The sequence below is a fragment of the Amycolatopsis sp. CFH S0740 genome, from assembly GCF_004522315.1.
In the GTDB taxonomy this organism is placed as follows: domain Bacteria; phylum Actinomycetota; class Actinomycetes; order Mycobacteriales; family Pseudonocardiaceae; genus Amycolatopsis; species Amycolatopsis nivea.
The window spans coordinates 195051-212080 of sequence record NZ_SDLS01000014.1; the positions used below are offsets into that span (position 1 = coordinate 195051).

The 17030-nt window shown below is 66.3% G+C and carries 17 protein-coding genes; 13 read left to right on the forward strand and 4 right to left on the reverse strand.

What is annotated here, in order from left to right:
* Positions 1-9: 9 nt before the first annotated feature.
* Together eda and edd are read right to left on the reverse strand one after the other, a co-directional pair.
* Positions 10-633, reverse strand: coding sequence for a bifunctional 4-hydroxy-2-oxoglutarate aldolase/2-dehydro-3-deoxy-phosphogluconate aldolase (eda, locus tag EIZ45_RS24120; protein ID WP_134665888.1), 624 nt, complete (start codon positions 631-633; stop codon positions 10-12).
* Positions 630-2570, reverse strand: a complete 1941-nt coding sequence (gene edd, locus EIZ45_RS24125; protein WP_134665890.1) for a phosphogluconate dehydratase — start codon at positions 2568-2570, stop codon at positions 630-632. Before edd ends, eda begins: the two co-directional genes overlap by 4 nt.
* A gap of 288 nt (positions 2571-2858) precedes the next feature.
* On the opposite strand from edd, the gene EIZ45_RS24130 reads away from it, so the two are divergent.
* Positions 2859-3758, forward strand: a complete 900-nt coding sequence (locus EIZ45_RS24130) for a helix-turn-helix transcriptional regulator (RefSeq protein WP_134665892.1) — start codon at positions 2859-2861, stop codon at positions 3756-3758.
* 813 nt (positions 3759-4571) lie between these two features.
* Here the strand turns inward: EIZ45_RS24130 and EIZ45_RS24135 are convergent.
* Complete coding sequence (locus EIZ45_RS24135; protein WP_134665894.1) at positions 4572-5795, reverse strand: DUF4325 domain-containing protein; 1224 nt, start codon at positions 5793-5795, stop codon at positions 4572-4574.
* 430 nt (positions 5796-6225) lie between these two features.
* Between EIZ45_RS24135 and EIZ45_RS24140 the strand changes: the two genes are divergently transcribed.
* Both EIZ45_RS24140 and EIZ45_RS24145 read left to right on the forward strand, forming a co-directional pair.
* Entirely contained in the window at positions 6226-7464 is a 1239-nt protein-coding gene (locus tag EIZ45_RS24140; RefSeq protein WP_134665896.1) for a helix-turn-helix domain-containing protein, read from the forward strand.
* A gap of 4 nt (positions 7465-7468) precedes the next feature.
* A complete protein-coding gene (locus tag EIZ45_RS24145; RefSeq protein WP_134665898.1) occupies positions 7469-8029 on the forward strand; it encodes a flavoprotein in 561 nt (186 codons plus the stop codon).
* Between the two features lie 6 nt (positions 8030-8035).
* Here the strand turns inward: EIZ45_RS24145 and EIZ45_RS24150 are convergent, their stop codons facing one another.
* On the reverse strand, positions 8036-8335 hold the full coding sequence (locus EIZ45_RS24150; RefSeq protein ID WP_167756537.1) for a MafI family immunity protein: 300 nt from the start codon (positions 8333-8335) through the stop codon (positions 8036-8038).
* 158 nt (positions 8336-8493) lie between these two features.
* On the opposite strand from EIZ45_RS24150, the gene EIZ45_RS24155 reads away from it, so the two are divergent.
* From EIZ45_RS24155 to EIZ45_RS24200, 10 genes are all read left to right on the forward strand, one after another.
* On the forward strand, positions 8494-8766 hold the full coding sequence (locus EIZ45_RS24155) for a hypothetical protein (RefSeq protein ID WP_240690748.1): 273 nt from the start codon (positions 8494-8496) through the stop codon (positions 8764-8766).
* Between the two features lie 35 nt (positions 8767-8801).
* Positions 8802-9248, forward strand: a complete 447-nt coding sequence (locus tag EIZ45_RS24160) for a hypothetical protein (protein WP_134665902.1) — start codon at positions 8802-8804, stop codon at positions 9246-9248.
* Positions 9249-10160, forward strand: a complete 912-nt coding sequence (locus tag EIZ45_RS24165) for a Scr1 family TA system antitoxin-like transcriptional regulator (RefSeq protein WP_134736073.1) — start codon at positions 9249-9251, stop codon at positions 10158-10160. It begins immediately after the preceding gene.
* Between the two features lie 321 nt (positions 10161-10481).
* Positions 10482-12059, forward strand: a complete 1578-nt coding sequence (locus EIZ45_RS24170; protein WP_134665906.1) for an FtsK/SpoIIIE domain-containing protein — start codon at positions 10482-10484, stop codon at positions 12057-12059.
* Positions 12056-12442, forward strand: a complete 387-nt coding sequence (locus tag EIZ45_RS24175) for a hypothetical protein (protein WP_134665908.1) — start codon at positions 12056-12058, stop codon at positions 12440-12442. Before EIZ45_RS24170 ends, EIZ45_RS24175 begins: the two co-directional genes overlap by 4 nt.
* A gap of 104 nt (positions 12443-12546) precedes the next feature.
* The gene (locus EIZ45_RS24180; RefSeq protein ID WP_134665910.1) at positions 12547-14166 is read left to right on the forward strand and encodes a replication initiator; all 1620 of its coding nucleotides are present in this window, start codon (positions 12547-12549) and stop codon (positions 14164-14166) included.
* 17 nt (positions 14167-14183) lie between these two features.
* Positions 14184-14399 (forward strand): helix-turn-helix domain-containing protein, encoded by a 216-nt coding sequence (locus EIZ45_RS24185; protein WP_134665912.1) that lies wholly within the window; start codon positions 14184-14186, stop codon positions 14397-14399.
* Between the two features lie 15 nt (positions 14400-14414).
* Positions 14415-15674, forward strand: coding sequence for a site-specific integrase (locus tag EIZ45_RS24190; protein WP_134665914.1), 1260 nt, complete (start codon positions 14415-14417; stop codon positions 15672-15674).
* A gap of 199 nt (positions 15675-15873) precedes the next feature.
* On the forward strand, positions 15874-16161 hold the full coding sequence (locus tag EIZ45_RS24195) for a hypothetical protein (protein WP_037809740.1): 288 nt from the start codon (positions 15874-15876) through the stop codon (positions 16159-16161).
* On the forward strand, positions 16158-16988 hold the full coding sequence (locus EIZ45_RS24200) for a hypothetical protein (protein WP_134665917.1): 831 nt from the start codon (positions 16158-16160) through the stop codon (positions 16986-16988). The genes EIZ45_RS24195 and EIZ45_RS24200 overlap by 4 nt, the downstream gene beginning before the upstream one ends.
* Positions 16989-17030 lie beyond the last annotated feature (42 nt).

A 17030-nucleotide genomic window follows, 5' to 3' on the forward strand; every position in this document is an offset into this window, starting at 1 on the left:
CGGAAGGGCTCAGCGCAGCGCGGCGGCTTCGGCGGCCAGCTTCTCGACGGCGGCGAAATCCTTGGCCGCCAACAGCTTCGCGGGCGTCAGCCACGATCCGCCGATGCAGCCGACGTTCGGCAGCGCCAGGTACGACGGGGCCGACGACAGCGAGATCCCGCCGGTCGGGCAGAACTGCAGCTCCGGCAGCGGTCCGGCGATCGACTTCAGGAACGCCGCGCCCCCGCTGGCCTCCGCCGGGAAGAACTTCAGCGCGCTCAGCCCGCGTTCGGCCAGCCGCATCGCCTCCGACACCGTGGCCGCGCCCGGCAGGAACGGCAGCCCGGTGGCGAACGCGGCGTCCAGCACCGAATCCGTGCAGCCCGGCGTCACCAGGAACTTCGCGCCCGCGTCGGCGGCCTGCCTCGCCTGCTCCGGCGACGTCACCGTGCCGGCGCCCACGACGATGTCCGGCACCTCCGCGGCCACCCGCTCGATCGCGGTCAGCGCGACCGGCGTGCGCAGCGTCAGCTCGATCACCCCGATCCCGCCGGCGAGCAGGGCGCGGGCCGTGGGCACCGCGTCGTCGACGTCGTCGATCACCACGACGGGCATCACGGGGGACAGGGCGAGCAGGTCCGTGCCGGTGGTCACTGACCGACCTCCTGGGTCTGGAGAGCATACGAGGACTCGCCCATTGTCCCGCTTCCGAATGGCGGAACGCCCCGGGCGAGGTCCAGCTCCGGAGTGAGCGCCCCGAACACGCTCGCGCCCTGGTCAGCCGGGCCGATCGCACGCCGCAACGCCCCGAACAGCTCCCGCCCGGTCCCGCTCCACGCGGCCTCCGACGGCGGGGCGTCCGCCAGATCGCGGCGCGCCAGTTCGTCGTCCGCGACCAGCACGTCCAGGCTTCCGGACCGCGCGTCGAACCGGACCACGTCGCCGTCGGCGATCCGGGCGATCGGCCCGCCCACCGCGGCCTCCGGCGTCACCTGAATCGCGGCCGGCACCTTGCCCGACGCACCCGACATCCGCCCGTCGGTGAGCAGCGCGACCCGGAAACCCCGGTCCATCAACACTCCCAACGCCGGCGTCAGACCGTGCAGCTCCGGCATGCCGTTCGCCTGCGGACCCTGCTGACGCAGCACCACGACCACGTCCCGGTCCAGTTCCCCGGCCTCGAACGCGACCCGGAACGCCTCCTGCGAAGTGAACACCCGCGCCGGTGCCTCCACGACGTGGTGCTCCGGCGCGACCGCCGACACCTTCGTGACCGCTCGGCCCAAGTTTCCTTCCACCATCCGCAGTCCACCGTCCGGCGCGAACGGCCGCCACACCGGACGCAGCACCTCTTCGTCGAGACTGCGCGTCGGCACGTCACGCCACACCAGCTCGCCGTCCGACAAGATCGGCTCCTGCGTGTACCGGCGCAGCCCGGGACCCGCGACGGTGAGCACGTCCTCGTGCAGCAGGCCCGCGTCGAGCAGCGTGCCGACGAGGAATTGGATGCCGCCCGCGGCGTGGAAGTGGTTGATGTCCGCGCTGCCGTTCGGATACACGCGCGCCAGCAGCGGCACGACCGCGGACAGGTCCGAGAAATCGTCCCAGCTCAGCTGAATCCCGGCCGCCGCGGCGATCGCCACCAGGTGCATCGTGTGGTTCGTCGACCCGCCGGTGGCCAGCAGCGCCACGATGCCGTTCACGAACGCTTTTTCGTCCAGCACCTGCGAAATCGGCGTGTACGCCTCGCCCCGGGACAGTTCGACGACGCGTCGGCCGGCCTCTTCGGTGAGCGCCTGGCGCAACGGCGTGTTCGGCGGCACGAAGCTGGCACCCGGAAGGTGCAGGCCCATCACCTCGACCACCATCTGGTTCGAGTTGGCGGTGCCGTAGAACGTGCAGGTGCCGGCTGAGTGGTACGACGCGGCTTCCGCGTCGAGCAGGTCTTCCCGCGTCGCGAGCCCCTCCGCGTACAGCTGCCGAACCCGGGCCTTTTCCTTGTTGGGCAAGCCTGAATTCATCGGACCGGCCGGCACGAGCACCGCGGGCAGGTGCCCGAACGACAGCGCGCCGATCAACAGCCCCGGGACGATCTTGTCGCACACGCCCAGCAGCAACGCCGCGTCGAACATGTCGTGGGACAGCGCGATCGCCGTCGCCATCGCGATCACTTCGCGGCTGAACAGCGACAACTCCATGCCGGGACGCCCTTGCGTGATGCCATCGCACATCGCGGGCACGCCACCGGCGAACTGGGCCACGCCCCCGGCCTCGCGGACCGATTTCTTCAGCCACGCCGGGTATTCCTGCATTGGCTGGTGGGCGGAGAGCATGTCGTTGTAGGAGGACACGATGGCCACACCGGGCGCGCGCAGCTGGCGCAGCGCCTGCTTGTCGACGCCGTCCATGGCGGCGAATCCGTGTGCGAGGTTGCTGCAAGCGAGGCCGCGGCGGACCGGCCCCTCCTCGAAAGCGGCCGCACTGCGGGCGAGGTACGCCGCCCGCGTGTCCGCACTGCGCTCGGCGATCCGGTCGGTGACGTCGGCAAGCACGCGGTGCACCGCGGCGGTCGGGTTCGGGCTGCTGCTCATCTCAAGCTCCCGGCTCGTGACGGGTTCGCGAGACGGCGGCGCTGGCGTCGCGGGAACGTGACGGTGCACACGGTAACCCGAGAACCCTCCGGAAACAAAATCGATTCAGAAACCCCCTGTGGGGTCGCCGGGAGCGCTGGGCGGGGTGTCCCGCTGTCGACGGGTTCGCTGGCTACTGCCGCTGAGCTGGGGATATGCCGCAGCGGAAGGCGGTGTCTGCGGCTGATGACGATCGATAGGTGTCATCAGCGCGAAACAGGCACTATCCGCGGCTGGAGGTGACGGTGGATGCGAGATTCGGAGATGCCCGACCCGAGCGAGCACGCTTTGGGCATGGCATTGCGGGATGCCCGGCTCGAGGCGTGCTTCGGTTTGCGCGAACTGGGTCGGTGGGTCGGGGTGGAGCCGGACCAGCTGTCGAGCTGGGAGCTGGGCCAGGAAGTTCCGACGTTGGAGGACGTGGCCGGGGTGCTGGGCGCGCTCGGAGTGGTCGGCGAGAAGAAGTCGCGGATCATGGAACTGGCGCGCGAGGTCGCCGGGGCGAGCTGGATCATGTACGGGTCGCAGGCGGACACGGCGCACTACACGATGGTCGCCGGGCACGAGCGGAACGCCGAGTCGATGACCGTGTGGGCTCCGCTGCAGATCCCGGAGCTGCTGCAAATCCCCGATTACGCGCGGCTGGTGTTCGGCCCGGCCTTGTGGGACAACGAAATCCTGGAACATGTCGTCGAGAATCGCCTGAGCCGCAAGGAGATTCTGTTCGACGCGGAGCCCGCTGAGGTGCAGATTTTCGTCGGGACCGAGGCGCTGCGGCAGCACTTCGGAGATGCCGAGGTGATGCTGCGACAGGTGCGGTACCTCATCGAGATTTCGCCGACTGTGAAGATCCGGCTCGTCTCGAGCGAGGCCGTGACGGAGGGCGCGTTCAGCTGGTACCGGCTGTGGGACGCGACGGAAGTCGTGTACTGCCCGCACCAACACGCGGGTGTGTTCCTGTCCGGTCGGGAGGCCGCTCCGTACGCGGACGTCATCGAGAGCCTGGCCGAGTCCGCGTTGTCCCCGGAGGATTCACTGCACCATCTGTCGGCCGCGGCTGCCGGTTTCGAGGACGAGGTGAGGGCCCAGCGGCTCGCGAACGAGACCGGACTGACGAAGCTCCTGACGGGCGAGGATCCGGCTGAATAGCGACTGTTGCTTGGGGCGATCGCCGGATGACTCTCTGTCCTGCTACTGGGCTTGAGCCGGGCGTCTGTCGTCCTGGTGCCGTCCTGGACCCCACTTTCGGCCCCTATCTGGCGATAAACCCCCAGGTCAACCGATACAACATGCCCCGCTCTGGTAAATGTGCTACTTCTGCCGAGCGGGTTTCCTGACCTGGGAACCTTCGCCCGTCCAGCGCTCTGACCTGCATTTTCGGGTCGGTCGGGTCTGGTTGAGTCTGGTCCGGTTTGGACCTCTGACGGCCCACAGACGGCCCAAGGCCGGTCTGCCTGAGTCCTTTGTGGATGGGGCGGACCGGCCCCTAGCTGTGTCTGCCGACTGGCTACGCGGAGTGGCGGCTGCGGGAGGCGTCGGGCGGTCTGATCCGTCGTTCTCGCCCTTGCCAGCTTGAGTGCGGCGGTGCCGGGGTCAAGGGTGAGCGAAGCTCATCGCGAAGCGACGCCGAAGGCGCTCTTGATGCCGGTGGCGCGGCGTTCGATGATCGGGCGCGAGGATGACGGCCCGACGCCGGAGGTGGACGGCTGCGCTAAGGCTGTGGCTGCCCTGTCGTGCCTCTGGGGGCCCTCCGCGCCGCCTGCGGCGGTGTGCGCACCCGGGCGAGTCTGCGGCGGGCTCGCCGGGCGGGCCGGCCGGAGCGCCAGCGGAGGCCCGCCCAGCCAACCGGCGAGTCTCGCCGTACGCGAGGTGACCGGTTGCGCGCCGCCCCAGGCGGCGCGCCTTGATCCCATAGAGCCAAATTCGGCAGCTGGACAATGGCACTGGTGTCCGAAGCTAGATCTAGTCAGCTATTCGTCGCGCGAGCATTGTTCTGATCAGTGCTGCGTTGTCGGCATCGATGCCCGTTAGGGCGACGTTTTTGAAGAATTCTTTGTATCCAAGTGTCTCGCCAAGTTTCCCGATGAACTCGTCAATAAAGCTTGCGCTGGCAATACTAGTTCCGGTGAAGTCTATCGTCAGGGGTCGGGCCCCTTCTCTGATTAGGTTGATGGCGCGAATGCGCAGCCTGTCACCACCCTCTCGAGTTGCAACTTCGTTAGCGTACTCGTGTACTGATAGGGTGTATCCACCGTCATCGTTTTCCATGTTCTGTATTCGAAGGTCGAATTCTTGGGGGAAAATACTTTGCAAACTTATCGGGTGGCTCGTGTCTAGTTGGAAGTCTACTACGGTGCAGTGATGGTTATCATCAAGAAGTAATGTCCCATAATCTGGGTCAAGCTCTGACTCTTCGTGGCCGGAACTCAATCTGAGGAACCCTCGGCCGCTGGAAATTTCAAGCTGACCGCCATTTTGCCTAATTACTTCAGCGAGTCCGTACAGCCCGTTTCCTCTGCGGTCATCGGTAGACGTTGTCTGTCGCTGAATTGCAAGACTTATCGCATCAGTTGCAGTTCTTGGCTTGTGGTGGCCTCGGCCCGTTGCGAAGGATCTATGTATGCCGATGCCAGCATCTGCGATGCAGAATGCTAGTCTTTTTGAAGCTGACAAGTGTTGCATGCAGAAGAAGCCGCGACGAGTCTGTGCGTGTTCGAGCACGTTATCCAGGACTTCGTAAAGTGACCAGCGGAGCGCGGTGAGGACGCCGCTTTCAAAATATATCCTACTTTCAAGGTGGAGAATAATCTCAGATGTGAGAGTGAATGCTTCATCGCTGGATGAGTAGTACCAAACCTTGTTCCAATGGTAGTCACTCTTGTCGAATGCTTCCGGAGTTGCCCTGACCGGGAGGATGACATGAGTCTTCGAAATGTAACTCGACTGGCGCACTGCGTCGACTTTGTATCCCATTCGCCTGTAATGGTCAAGAATCGCTGCCATTGGCGCTAGTCCGTTTGCGTAAGCGTCTTTTGTTTTGCTCAAGTCTAGTTGTATTCGTGAGCCTGGATCAGGAAAGTTGCCCTTAATGTGCTTCTTTATTTTTGCTACGGACTCTATTCCTGACAGTCGTCGCACGTCGAATGCGATGTTGCCGACAGTTTCAGGTGATAGGTTTTGTTCCATCGGCTACCTTGAGTGAGTTCAATGGAGTAGTGCTAATTCCAAGGGTTGCGGTGTCTTCGGGCGAGAAAGTGTGCAGCCTGATTTCTGATTTATTTATAGGCGTACTTGTCTTGTAGTGTTGTTTCTGGACTTGTCGTTCGACTCTTCTTGCTTGTTACCGATGTTGTAGAATTGCCGGATAGGTCGAATGTTTGTGTTCAAGCAACGGAAGTAGCGGCGATGGTTTCGTTGAGAGTGGCGCGTTCGGGTCATTCAAGTAGTCCTTGCGGGACACGGTTTCGCTTACTGACCTCGGCTTCTTCGGATAGGCACCTTTACTGATCTGAAGTCTTCTGAATAGCGGTTGAAGAGGTGAATAGATGACGAGATCTCGGAGGCTTGGCTCTTCGTGGTCTCTGTGACGGCTAAGTTCTGCTGCTAGCCTGATGGCATGCGTGGCGCGGGTGATCAGCTCAGCATTGGGGAGCGGATTGCCTTTTATCGGCGGCGGCGTGGGCTGTCGCAGGCGGTGCTTGCTGACTTGGTGGGCCGCACCGAGGACTGGCTGAGCAAGATCGAGCGCGGCGAGCGGGACATCCGCAGGCTGGACGTGCTGGCGGAGGTCGCGCAGGCCCTGCGGGTGACGCTGGGCGACCTGCTGGGTGAGCCGGTCCTGCTGGAGGACCAGGAGAAGAACGACGACGTCCCGGCGATCCGGGATGCGCTGATGGCTCCGCGTCGGCTCTCCCGGACCTTGTTTTCTTCGGCGATGTCGCCCGAGTACATCGACCCCGCGCCGGTCGCGCAGCTGGTGGAAGGTGCCTGGTCCAGCTACCAGAACGGCGAACTCGGCCGGGTCGTCGCGGCGCTGCCCGGTCTGATCAAGACCAGCCAGGCGATGGAGGCCGCCTCGTCGGACGACGCGACGTACAAGCGGGCGTGCGCTGCGGTGTCGGCCAGGGTTCACCACCTGGCCGCGACGACGCTGAGCAAGATCGGTGAGGCTGACCTCGCGTGGATCGCGGCGGAGCGGGCGATGCAGGCCGCTGATGACGCGGATGATCCGCTGGTGCTGGCGTCGGCCGCGCGGTCGGGGACGCACGCGCTGCTGGCGGTGGGTCGCTTCGATGACGCGCTGGAGCTGGGGGACGTCGCGGCCAAGTGGCTGCTGCCGCGCATGGCCGAAGGCGATCCGGCGGCGTTGAGTCTCTACGGGATGCTCTACCTCCGGACTGCGGTGGCCGCGGCTCGGCATCAGGACCGGTCGACGGCGAATGACCTTCTCGGCCATGCGGGCCGGGCGGCTGATCAGCTCGGGGTGGACGCGAACTACTGGCAGACGGGGTTCGGCCCGGCCAACGTCGAGCTGCACCGGCTGTCGGCGGCGCTGGATCTCGGCGACGTCGGGCAAGTGATCGAGTCCGCGCCGCGCGTCAACGTCGAGCATCTGCCGGTGGAGCGGCAGGTCACGCACCTGATCGACTTCGCGCGGGCGTTGAGCTTGGTCGCGAAGGACGACGAAGCGCTTGACGCGTTGCTGGAGGCTGAGACGAAGGCACCGACTGTCGTTCGGCACAACACGATGGTGCGTGAGGTGGTGCGGTCGATGTATCGGCGTGCTCCTGCGTCGGCGGGAAAGAAGTCTTCGGCGCTGCTGGCGCTGGCTGAGCGCTGCGGCGCGGTGAGGTAGGCGGATGACGTCGCGTGTTCTCGGCCTGGTCGGTTCCGGTGCGGGCGGGGTTGAAGATCTTCTTCCGAAGCTGATCCGTCCTGCGCAGGCTGCGGGGTGGACGGTCGCGGTGACGCTGACGCCGACGGCTGGGCGCTGGTTGGCCGAGTCGGGTGCGCTGGCGGAGATCGAGGAGGCTACGGGCTACCCGGTGCGGGTCGGGCCGCGGTCGCCGTCGGAGCGCAGTCCGCATCCTGCTCCGGACTGCTACCTGGTCGCGCCGGCCTCGGCGAACGTGGTCGCGAAGATGTCGCTCGGCATCGCGGACAATCAGGCGTTGACGCAGGTCAATGAGGCCATCGGCACGCGCAACCTGCCGGTCGTGGTCTTCCCGCGCGTGAACGCGGCGCATGCGCGTCAGCCGTTCTGGGAGATGCACATCGAGAACCTGCGGCGCGTCGGCGTCGACCTGCTTTACAGTGACGATGTCTGGCCGCTGCACGAACCGCGCAGCGCTCCCGGCCGGGAACTGCCCTGGTCGGCGATGCTCGACGCGATCGAGAAGGCCGTTCCGGTCAAGAGCTGAGGCAGGTCACTCCGCTGCGGCCAACCGTTCTCGACAGAGCCTGGCCGAACCTGATTGCGGATCCTCGTACAGCCCCATTTCACGCGCTGCCTCGTCCAGCGCTCGCCAGAACGTCACACGCACGTTCACCTCGTCGCCGATCTCGACCAGGCAGTCGAACGCCAAGCCGAGTTCGTTGTGCTTGATGAAGTCGTCTGCGATCGAGAGGTCCACGTCCGGCTGGTCGCTGATGTCGGCCCGTGCCGCAGTCAGGTGTCGGCGAGTGCGGTCCCAGCTGGCGTAGAGGGTCGAGCGGTCTTCGGTCACGGGGTCATTCTGCTTGCTCCGGCGGTGCTGAGCACGCACTTATGACCTGCGCGAACCTACCCGGACAGTTTGTCCGGGTGATCTGCCTTACCTGGGTGTCTCCTGATCCCAGCGCGCCAAATCGGGCGTGCGGAAGCCGAGACATCGGGAGAGCACACATGGGCATTCACGTGGTGATTCAGCCCCTCGTCGGATACGGCGCTGCCGTCGTGTCGCCTTCCCCTGGGGTTCGCCAGCTGGTGGCCGGGGGCGATGAGACCGCGATCGTGATCCAGGTACCGGCTCGGATCGGCGGCTTGATGGACACTGCGCGGTTTGCGCGGAGCCTCGCTGTGGCCGCTGGCGAGTTCGGCGAGTGGTGCGAGACGCAGAACCGTACCCGCACTTACTCCTCTCCTCTCGGCGACCAGTGGCCGGAAGAGCGCGACTGAGCGCACAAAAACCAGAGCAGCAAAGGGAATTCAGCATGGCTATCGAAAAGGGACACCGGTTTGCGATCGACTTCGACGACGCGTTCCCGCAGGGGCTTGTGATGGTGGGCGAAGTGATTCCGGACAACGAGTATCAGTCTCGGGAGGATCGCGCGGCGGGTCGGCCGGTGCGGCAGCGCATTGACGAGGTGACCGGCAAGCGGCAGTGGAGGGCTGCGGTGACGGACCCGGGTGAGACGAAGGCGAAGCGGGCGTCGTTCGAGGTGACGTTCTTGGCGGACGTGCAGCCCGTGCCGACTACTGCGGAGGCGTTGCCGGGGATGCGGCCGATCGAGTTGGACGGGCTCACGGCTGAGCCGCGTGTCGGCGGTCAGGGCGAGTTCAAGTACCAGACGTACGTGTTCCGGGCGACCGGCTTCAAGGCTGCTGCGGCGAAGCCGTCGCGGTCTGCGTCTGCAACTGGTGACAGCAAGGCGGCGTAGATGCGTGGGACGGATATGGCGAGCCCGCGAGCCCGCGGCCTGGGCGCTGCGTTGCGGGATGCCCGGATCGAGGCGCGGTTCGGGTTGCGGGAGCTGGGACGGCGGATCGGGGTGAACCCGTCGTTGTTGTCGAACTGGGAACTCGGGCAGCGGGTCCCGACCCCGGAAGAGGTGTCGAACGTGCTGGGCGCGCTCGGCGTGACCGGGGAGCGGAAAGCTTGGATCATGCTGCTGGCGCATGGCGTGACAGGGCCGAGTTGGTCGTCGGTGGGGTCGCAGGCTGACCCGGCGCACTACACGACGTTGATCGCGCACGAGCGGGTGGCGACGGCGGTGACAGTGTGGGCTCCGCTGTTGATCCCGGATTTGTTGCAGGTACCGGATTACGCGCGGCTTGTGTTTGGCCCGGACCTGCGGGACAAGCAGAAGCTGGACCAGGTCGTGGAGAGCCGGATGGATCGCAACCGGATTCTGTTCGGCGCGGGCGCGGTGAAGGCGGAGATGTTCATCGGGTCGGAGGCGCTGCGGAACCACTTCGGGGATGCCGAGGTGATGCTGCGGCAGACGCGGTTCCTCAAGGACCTGATCGGGCTGTCGCGGACGATGACGATCCGGCTGGCTCCGAGTCAGGCGGTGACGGAGGAGGCGTTCAGCCGGTACGCGCTGAAGGACACCTCGGATGTCGTGTACTGCCCCCATCGCGCGATGGGCGTGTTCCTGGTGGGGAAGGAAGCGGCCTCGTACACGGTGACGATCGAGCGGCTGAGGGCGGCGGCGTTGTCTCCAGCGGAATCGCTGGCCCGGCTGTCGGTGGTGGTTGACCAGCTCCTGAAAGAGGCGAAGGCACAGCGGCGGGCGACTGACGCCGGGCTGAACCGGCTCCTGACCGGCGAGGAACCGACCGACGACTAGCCGGAAAACCTAAGCGAGTACTCAAAAAAGCGCACGGCGACGTGTGCTGTGTTCAACGTGCCCTGATGCGCTTGGAATTGTTCCGTATAAACGCAGAACCGGCCTCTGGCTACCAACCTTCACCGGTTCTGCGCTGTCCACTGGGAAGTGAACAATGACGAACATAACCGGTTCTGGACGGCGTGCGTCAACGGGGGTCACCCGGATGCGTTGCGCCGCATGCAAGAAGTTCGCCCGTCTCGTGCGGGGCGAGAAGAAGTGCGCGGCATGTCAAGGAATGTTGCCGCTCGACCTCACCGCGGTTGAGGGCGGTGAGCGTCGATGAACGCGGCGACGGTGTTGATCGGCGGTGCGGGCCTGGCGGTGGTGGTGTGGGTGCTGGCCAAACTCGGCCGCGCCTTCGCCGCGATAGCGGAAACCCTGGCCGCATTGGCGTTCCTCGGTCTGGCCCTGTGGGGCCTCGTGCGGGTAGGTGGCTGGATTGTTCGGCAACTGGCCACGCACTGGCGCACCTGCCTCGCCGTGCTCGCTCTCGGCGTGTGGTGGCACTGGCTCGGCTGGCCTTCGCTGGCGATCACGGCAGGCTCGGTCGGCCTGGTAGCGCTCGTGTGGCGGCTGGGCTGGCCGGTGGGATTCGAGCAGTGGTGCGGTCGCTGGGTGCGTGGCTGGTGGCTGCGCTGGGCTGTCTACGGGCGCAAGCTCCCGGGCTGGCTGCATGCCTGCGGCCTGACGGTGCGAGACGAAGCGATCCCGGTGGACGTGACCGTGAACCTCGTCTCGCGGCGACGCAAGCGCGAAGTGACGGCCCAATCTCGGCGCGACGCGGGTGTGGCCTTCCCGCGCGTGCTGGAGGTTCGTTCCGGCCCCTCGTGGGACGAGGTGCGGGTGCGGCTCGTGCCGGGCCAGACCCCGGAGGACGTCGGCGAGGCCACCCGGGCGCTGGCGACGGCTCGGCGGGTCACGCGGGTGCAGGTGCGGGAGATCTCGCCGGATGTCGTCTCCGTGGACTTCATGCGCCGGGACCTGCTGGCCTCCGCTGTGTCCTGCCTGCCGCTGCCGGACGTGGCCGAGGCGTCGGCGGTGGACTTGCGGCGGGTGTTCGCCGGTTCCACGGAATACGGGACGGCCTGGCGGCTGCCGTTGCTCGGCGGAGGTGCGCACACCCTCGTGGCGGGTGCGTCGGGTGCGGGGAAGAACTCGGTGATGTGGTCGCCGCTGGTGTCGGCTGCTCCGGCGATTCGCTCGGGGCTGGTGCGGGTGTCCGGCGTGGACCCCAAGGGCATGGAACTCGCGTACGGGCGCGGGATCTTCTGCCGGTACGCAGTCTCGGGCAAAGAGGCGTTGGAAGTGCTGGAGGCGCTGCGGGACGAGTTGGAGCGCCGCAAGCGAGCGTTCGCCGGACAGACCCGGGAAGTGCCGCTCTCACAAGAGTTTCCGCTTGAGCTGCTGGAGTTCGACGAGTTGGCGGCGCTGACCCGCTACACCGACCGCAAGACCCGCGACGCGATCACCGAACACGTCTCGGTGCTCAACACCCAGGGACGGGCGGCGCTGATCTCGGTGCGCGGCTACGTGCAGGACCCGACGAAGGAAACCGTTCCGGTGCGGGAGCTGTTCACCCGCCGCGTCTGCCTGCGCGTGACCTCGAAATCTCAGGTGTCCATGGTGCTCGGCGACGGCGCGTACGAGCGCGGGGCATGGGCCAACCGCATCCCCGAATCCACCCCGGGTGTCGGCTACGTGTGGGGCGAGGGCATCCGCGAACCCCTGCGCGTCCGCGCCGGGTGGGTCTCTGACGCGACGGTCAAGGCGCTGGAGAACTACGTCACTAACGGCGGGGCACAGGTGATCGACCTCGCCCAGAACCGCTGTGACAGCAACGGGAAGGGGGCTGCATGAACCGGCTGATGGTCTTCCTCGACGCGATCCGCGACCACCTCGACTCGTTTGCGCTGCCCCCGGCCTGTTCGGTGGAAGTGACCGCCTGGTCCTCGCCGGTCAATGTCGCCCTGGACACCGACACCCTGCCCGGTGTCGTCTCCGGGCTGGCCACCTGGTCGGCCACCCTCGACGGGCCGCGAGTCGGTTTGTGGCGGACTCCGGGCGGGACGCGGGTGCGCCTGGCGCTCACTGGTCGCACCCCGTACGGCATCCCGGTCTACGTCTGGGGCTACGTGCCGTTCGACCCGGCGACGTTCCCTGACCTGCCTGTGCAGACGGATCAGGAGATGCCGGTCTGGCTGCTACGGCAGTGGGCGCGGGCCGGAGAGGAGGCGGCCTGATGACCCCCTCCGAACAGAAACATGCTGGTCAGGGAATGCCGGCCAAGCTTGCGGGGCCTGCATGGTCCAGCTCCGCGGCTAGCGGCGAAACCGCTGGTCAGCCCATGCCGGCAAGCGGATCGCGGCAGAAAATCCGCGGTGCCCTCGCGGCCGACGTGGTGAAGGCGACCGCCGAACAGCACGGGGTGTGCGTGCGGCCCTTCACGATGGAGGTCGCCGACACCGACACCGGGGAGCTGCGCTACGTCCCGGTGCCGTGCGGCTCCACGGTGGAATCGGTGTGCCTGCCCTGTGCCCGCAAGGCCAAGGCCCTGCGGCAGGCCCAGTGCCGGGAAGGCTGGCACCTGACCGAAGAACCCGTGATCACCCGCGCGGAACCGACCGAGACGCAACGGGAGCTGCTGACCTGCCGGGCAGATCTGGCCGCGCACTACCGGGAAGCCATCGAGGCCGGGAACGAACCGGAGGCCGAGGAACTGCGCGCCGAAGTGTCCACCGTGGACGCGGAGCTGCGGGAATCGGGCATGACGGGGCGGCTTCCATCCCCCGACGCATCCACCAAGAAGCCGGTGAAGCGGTCCACGCGTCGGCGGCAGGACGCACCGAACCTGCCCCGCAAGAAGGTCGCCAAAACCACCGTGGGGCGGGAGTTCGCCGGGCGGTTCCGGCCCTCGATGTTCGTCACGCTCACCTGCGACACCTACGGCCGCGTGCGTCCGGACGGTTCCCCGGTCGACCCCGCGTCGTACGACTACCGGCGGGCGGCTCGGGACGCGGTGCACTTCGCCGCGCTGGTGGACCGGTGGTGGCAGAACCTCCGCCGGGTCGTCGGGTTCGACGTGCAGTACTTCGCGACCGTGGAACCTCAGAAACGCGCCGCACCACACCTGCATACCGCGTTGCGGGGAGCGATCTCGCACGAGGTCATCCGGCTCGTGACCGAAGCGACCTACCACCAGGTGTGGTGGCCCAACCACGACGAGATGGTCTACGGCGGGGACCGCAAACCCTTGTGGGACCCCGATGTTCGTTCCTTTGTGGACCCCGACACCCGGGAGCCGCTGACGGCGTGGGACGACGCGGTGGAAGCGGTGGAGGAACCGGCGCACGTCGTGCGGTTCGGGCGACAGGTGCACTCGAAGGGAATCCTCGGCGGCACCGAGGAAGCCGGGCGGCACATCGGCTACCTGACCAAATACCTCACCAAATCCACCGGCGAAGTGGTCGACGCCGAGACGGCCGCCCAGCGTGACCACCACGACCGGTCGCACGCGGAGCTGGCGGTCACCCCGTGTTCGCCGCGCTGCCCGGTGTGGCTGCTCTACGGCATCAACCCCAAGGGGGCCAACGGAAAAACGACTCCGGGGCACTGCCGGGGGCGTGCGCATCGACGGACCACGCTCGGACTGCCCGGCCGTCGAGTGCTGGTGTCGCGCAAGTGGTCCGGCAAGACCGTGGCCGACCACAAGGCCGACCGCGTGGGGTTCGTGCTGTCTGCCCTGGCGGCGGTCGGGATCGAGAAATCGCGCCCTGATCCGGAAAAGCAGGTGTGGCGCAAGGTTGAGCCCGGCGACCCGCACTGTCCACCCCGGGACCAGCTCGTCATGCGCGCCATCGCCGAGCGCCGTGCCTGGAAGGCCGAGTACGAAGCGGCCCGGCTCGCTGCGTCCGGATCACCGCCCGAGCCGCCGGAAACTTCGGCAACTCCGGCGCTGGCGGCCTGACCAGGGGAGGGGGAGACATGAACAACAACCCGCGTGTGCGGCTGGTCAGCGTCGAGGGCTTGTGGAGCCCCGAAGACCTTTCCGCCTACCTCGGCATTCCGGAGGACACGCTCAAGGACTGGCGGCACAAGAACTATGGCCCGCCGTGGCGGCGGATGGGAAAACACGTCCGCTACGACCCGGCCGCTGTCCGGGGCTGGCTCGACGGCCCCGAGACCATGCCTGCTGCATAGGGGGGAGGAAATCTGATGGCGCACATTCAAGATCGTTGGTTTAGCGACAAGATCGACCCCGAAACCGGTGAGGTCGTCCTCGATGCCAAGAACAAGCCGGTTCAGGAGCGCACCAAACGTTACGGCCAAGGCGCGCGGTACCGGGTGCGTTGGACCCAACCGGACAAGTCGGAGGCGTCCCGGTCGTTCCCGGACAAGAAGCTCGGTGCGGCGAAAGAGTTCAAGACCAAGATTGAGAACGAGCTTTACGCGGGGGTGTACCGGGATCCGAACGCGGGCAAGGAAGCATTCCGGTCCTATGCCATGCAAGTACTGAAGAGTCGTCCGCTCGGCGAATCATCGTTGAACACGATGACCTCCCAGCTCGACAAGTACGTGTTCCCGTTCTTCGGGGACGACCGCAGTCTCGATGCGTGCGAGAGTTCTGACCTTGCGCGCAAGTGGCTGGCTTGGCTCAACGACAGCGAACGGAACCTCTCGGGGACTTACCAGCGCCAGGTGTTCGACCTCGTGCTGTCCATTTGGGACGCAGCGGTGGTTGACGAGAAGATGCGGCTCAACCCGCTCAAGAAGGCGACCATTCCCCGGCCGAAGGCGACGACCAAGGAGGTTCAGGTCTGGCCGGAGAAGAGGGTCCATGCCGTCGAAAAGGCCATCGAGGACCGGTTCAGGCCAGCGGTCGTCATCGGTGCGGGTCTCGGGTTGCGTCCGGGCGAGGTGCTGGCGTTCAGTCCGGACAACATCGACCGGGAGAAGATGGTCTACCGGTGCACTCGGCAGCTCGTGGTGATCAAGGGCGTGCAGAAGTTCAAGCTTCCGAAAGGGCGGAAGGTGCGGGAGATCCCGCTCGGCTACGGGCTGCTGGAGAAGATCGACGCCTACATCGAGAAGTACCCGCCCGTCGCGGTCACGCTCCCGTGGGGCGAGCGGGACGGGCAGGCGTACGAGACGGTCAATCTGCTCATGACCAAGCCGAGCGGCGTGCCGTACAAGAACCAGTCGTTTCACATGGGCGTGTGGTTGCCCGCGTTCGTCGCGGCTGGGCTTGCCTATGTCGCTGACCGGGACGGCATGCACGCGCTCCGGCATCTGTTCGCATCGTTGATGCTGTCACGTGGGGTGAGCATCAAAGAACTCTCTGCCTATCTCGGGCATTCGAGTGAGGCGTTCACGCTCCGTGTCTATACCCATCTGATGGAGACAAGTTACGACCGGGCTCGTGCGGCGATCGACAGTGTGTTCCGTCCAGCGGCCGACCTCGCGTCGGCGGCCTGAGTGTGCGGCTGACGGCCCAGAGACGGCCCAGACCCCACTTTCGGCCCCTATCTAGTCATAAATCCCCAGGTCAACCGGTACAGGATGCTTCCTTCTGGTAAATGTGCTACTTGTCACAGTGCACCGCGCGAGGCAGAGTCGTACTTGGCGACGTTGATCGTCACCCGAACTGCCGGCCCCACCATCAGGGAGGCTTCCGATGTCCACCACAGAGATCGCCGAACTCCGGCGCACCATCGGCCAGTTGCGGCAGTGCGTGGGCGCATTGCGATCGCGCTACGGCGACGCGTCCGCGGTGCGCCGGCTGGCCAACGACGTCGAGCGGCTCGACATCGACACCGCCGATCTGGACGGGCACCCGCCCGCTGTGCCCGCGCAGGCGAAGCCTGTCGAACGCGTGCCTGTCCCCGATACTCCCTACGATCCGGCGCTGTGGAGCGGCGCTGACGACGAAGGTGTCGGTGGCTACAAGCGCGACCAGCGGTGAGCGCCCCCGCTGACAACGACGTCAGCCGCGCCCGCACCGGTGTTCGAGCGCCGGGGCGGGCGCGCCTCGCCGCCCGGACACTGCGCACCGACCGGTGGTGGCTGTCGCCCCTGCTCACTGTGCTGGGGCTGGCCACTTTCGTCGTTTACGCGACAGTCCGGGCATTCGTGCGCACCGCCTACTGGGTGCCCGAATACCACTACCTGACGCCGTTCTACTCGCCCTGCGTGTCCACTTCCTGCGTCCCGGGCTCGAGCCACTTCGGGCACTGGTTCGGCGAGATGCCGTCCTGGCTGCCGCTCGGCGTGCTCGTGCTGCCGTTCCTGCTCGGGTTCCGGTTGACCTGCTACTACTACCGCAAGGCCTACTACCGCTCGGTGTGGTTTTCCCCGCCGGCCTGCGCGGTCGCCGAACCGCACGCGCGCTACACCGGAGAGACGCGGCTGCCGCTGATCGTGCAGAACGTGCACCGGTACTTCTTCTACGTCGCGTGCGTCGTTTCGCTCGTCAACACCTACGACGCCATCGTCGCCTTCCAGAGTCCCACCGGGTTCGGCTTCGGGCTCGGCAACGTGATTCTCGTGCTGAACGTCGTGCTGCTGTGGGCGTACACGCTGTCCTGCCACTCGTGCCGGCACGTCACCGGCGGGCGGCTCAAGCATTTCTCGAAACATCCCGTCCGGTACTGGATCTGGACGCAGGTCACGAAGCTCAACACCCGGCACATGGCCCTCGCGTGGACGACGCTCGGCACGCTCGTGCTGACCGACTTCTACGTGATGCTCGTGTCCAGCGGCGCGATCTCGGACCTGCGATTCGTGGGCTGACCCCCGGAAATCCAGCAGCGCAAGGCAGTTCTCCCCAGCTCG

Bases quoted from the DNA above. Each gene is read 5' to 3' on its own strand.
- EIZ45_RS24135 (WP_134665894.1), bottom strand. From the start codon at position 5,795: ATGGAACAAAACCTATCACCTGAAACTGTCGGCAACATCGCATTCGAC.
- EIZ45_RS24145 (WP_134665898.1), top strand. From the start codon at position 7,469: ATGACGTCGCGTGTTCTCGGCCTGGTCGGTTCCGGTGCGGGCGGGGTT.
- EIZ45_RS24155 (WP_240690748.1), top strand. From the start codon at position 8,494: ATGGGCATTCACGTGGTGATTCAGCCCCTCGTCGGATACGGCGCTGCC.
- EIZ45_RS24140 (WP_134665896.1), top strand. From the start codon at position 6,226: ATGCGTGGCGCGGGTGATCAGCTCAGCATTGGGGAGCGGATTGCCTTT.
- edd (WP_134665890.1), bottom strand. From the start codon at position 2,570: ATGAGCAGCAGCCCGAACCCGACCGCCGCGGTGCACCGCGTGCTTGCC.
- EIZ45_RS24195 (WP_037809740.1), top strand. From the start codon at position 15,874: ATGTCCACCACAGAGATCGCCGAACTCCGGCGCACCATCGGCCAGTTG.
- EIZ45_RS24185 (WP_134665912.1), top strand. From the start codon at position 14,184: ATGAACAACAACCCGCGTGTGCGGCTGGTCAGCGTCGAGGGCTTGTGG.
- EIZ45_RS24190 (WP_134665914.1), top strand. From the start codon at position 14,415: ATGGCGCACATTCAAGATCGTTGGTTTAGCGACAAGATCGACCCCGAA.
- EIZ45_RS24180 (WP_134665910.1), top strand. From the start codon at position 12,547: ATGCCGGCAAGCGGATCGCGGCAGAAAATCCGCGGTGCCCTCGCGGCC.
- EIZ45_RS24160 (WP_134665902.1), top strand. From the start codon at position 8,802: ATGGCTATCGAAAAGGGACACCGGTTTGCGATCGACTTCGACGACGCG.
- EIZ45_RS24175 (WP_134665908.1), top strand. From the start codon at position 12,056: ATGAACCGGCTGATGGTCTTCCTCGACGCGATCCGCGACCACCTCGAC.
- EIZ45_RS24165 (WP_134736073.1), top strand. From the start codon at position 9,249: ATGCGTGGGACGGATATGGCGAGCCCGCGAGCCCGCGGCCTGGGCGCT.
- EIZ45_RS24130 (WP_134665892.1), top strand. From the start codon at position 2,859: ATGCGAGATTCGGAGATGCCCGACCCGAGCGAGCACGCTTTGGGCATG.
- EIZ45_RS24170 (WP_134665906.1), top strand. From the start codon at position 10,482: ATGAACGCGGCGACGGTGTTGATCGGCGGTGCGGGCCTGGCGGTGGTG.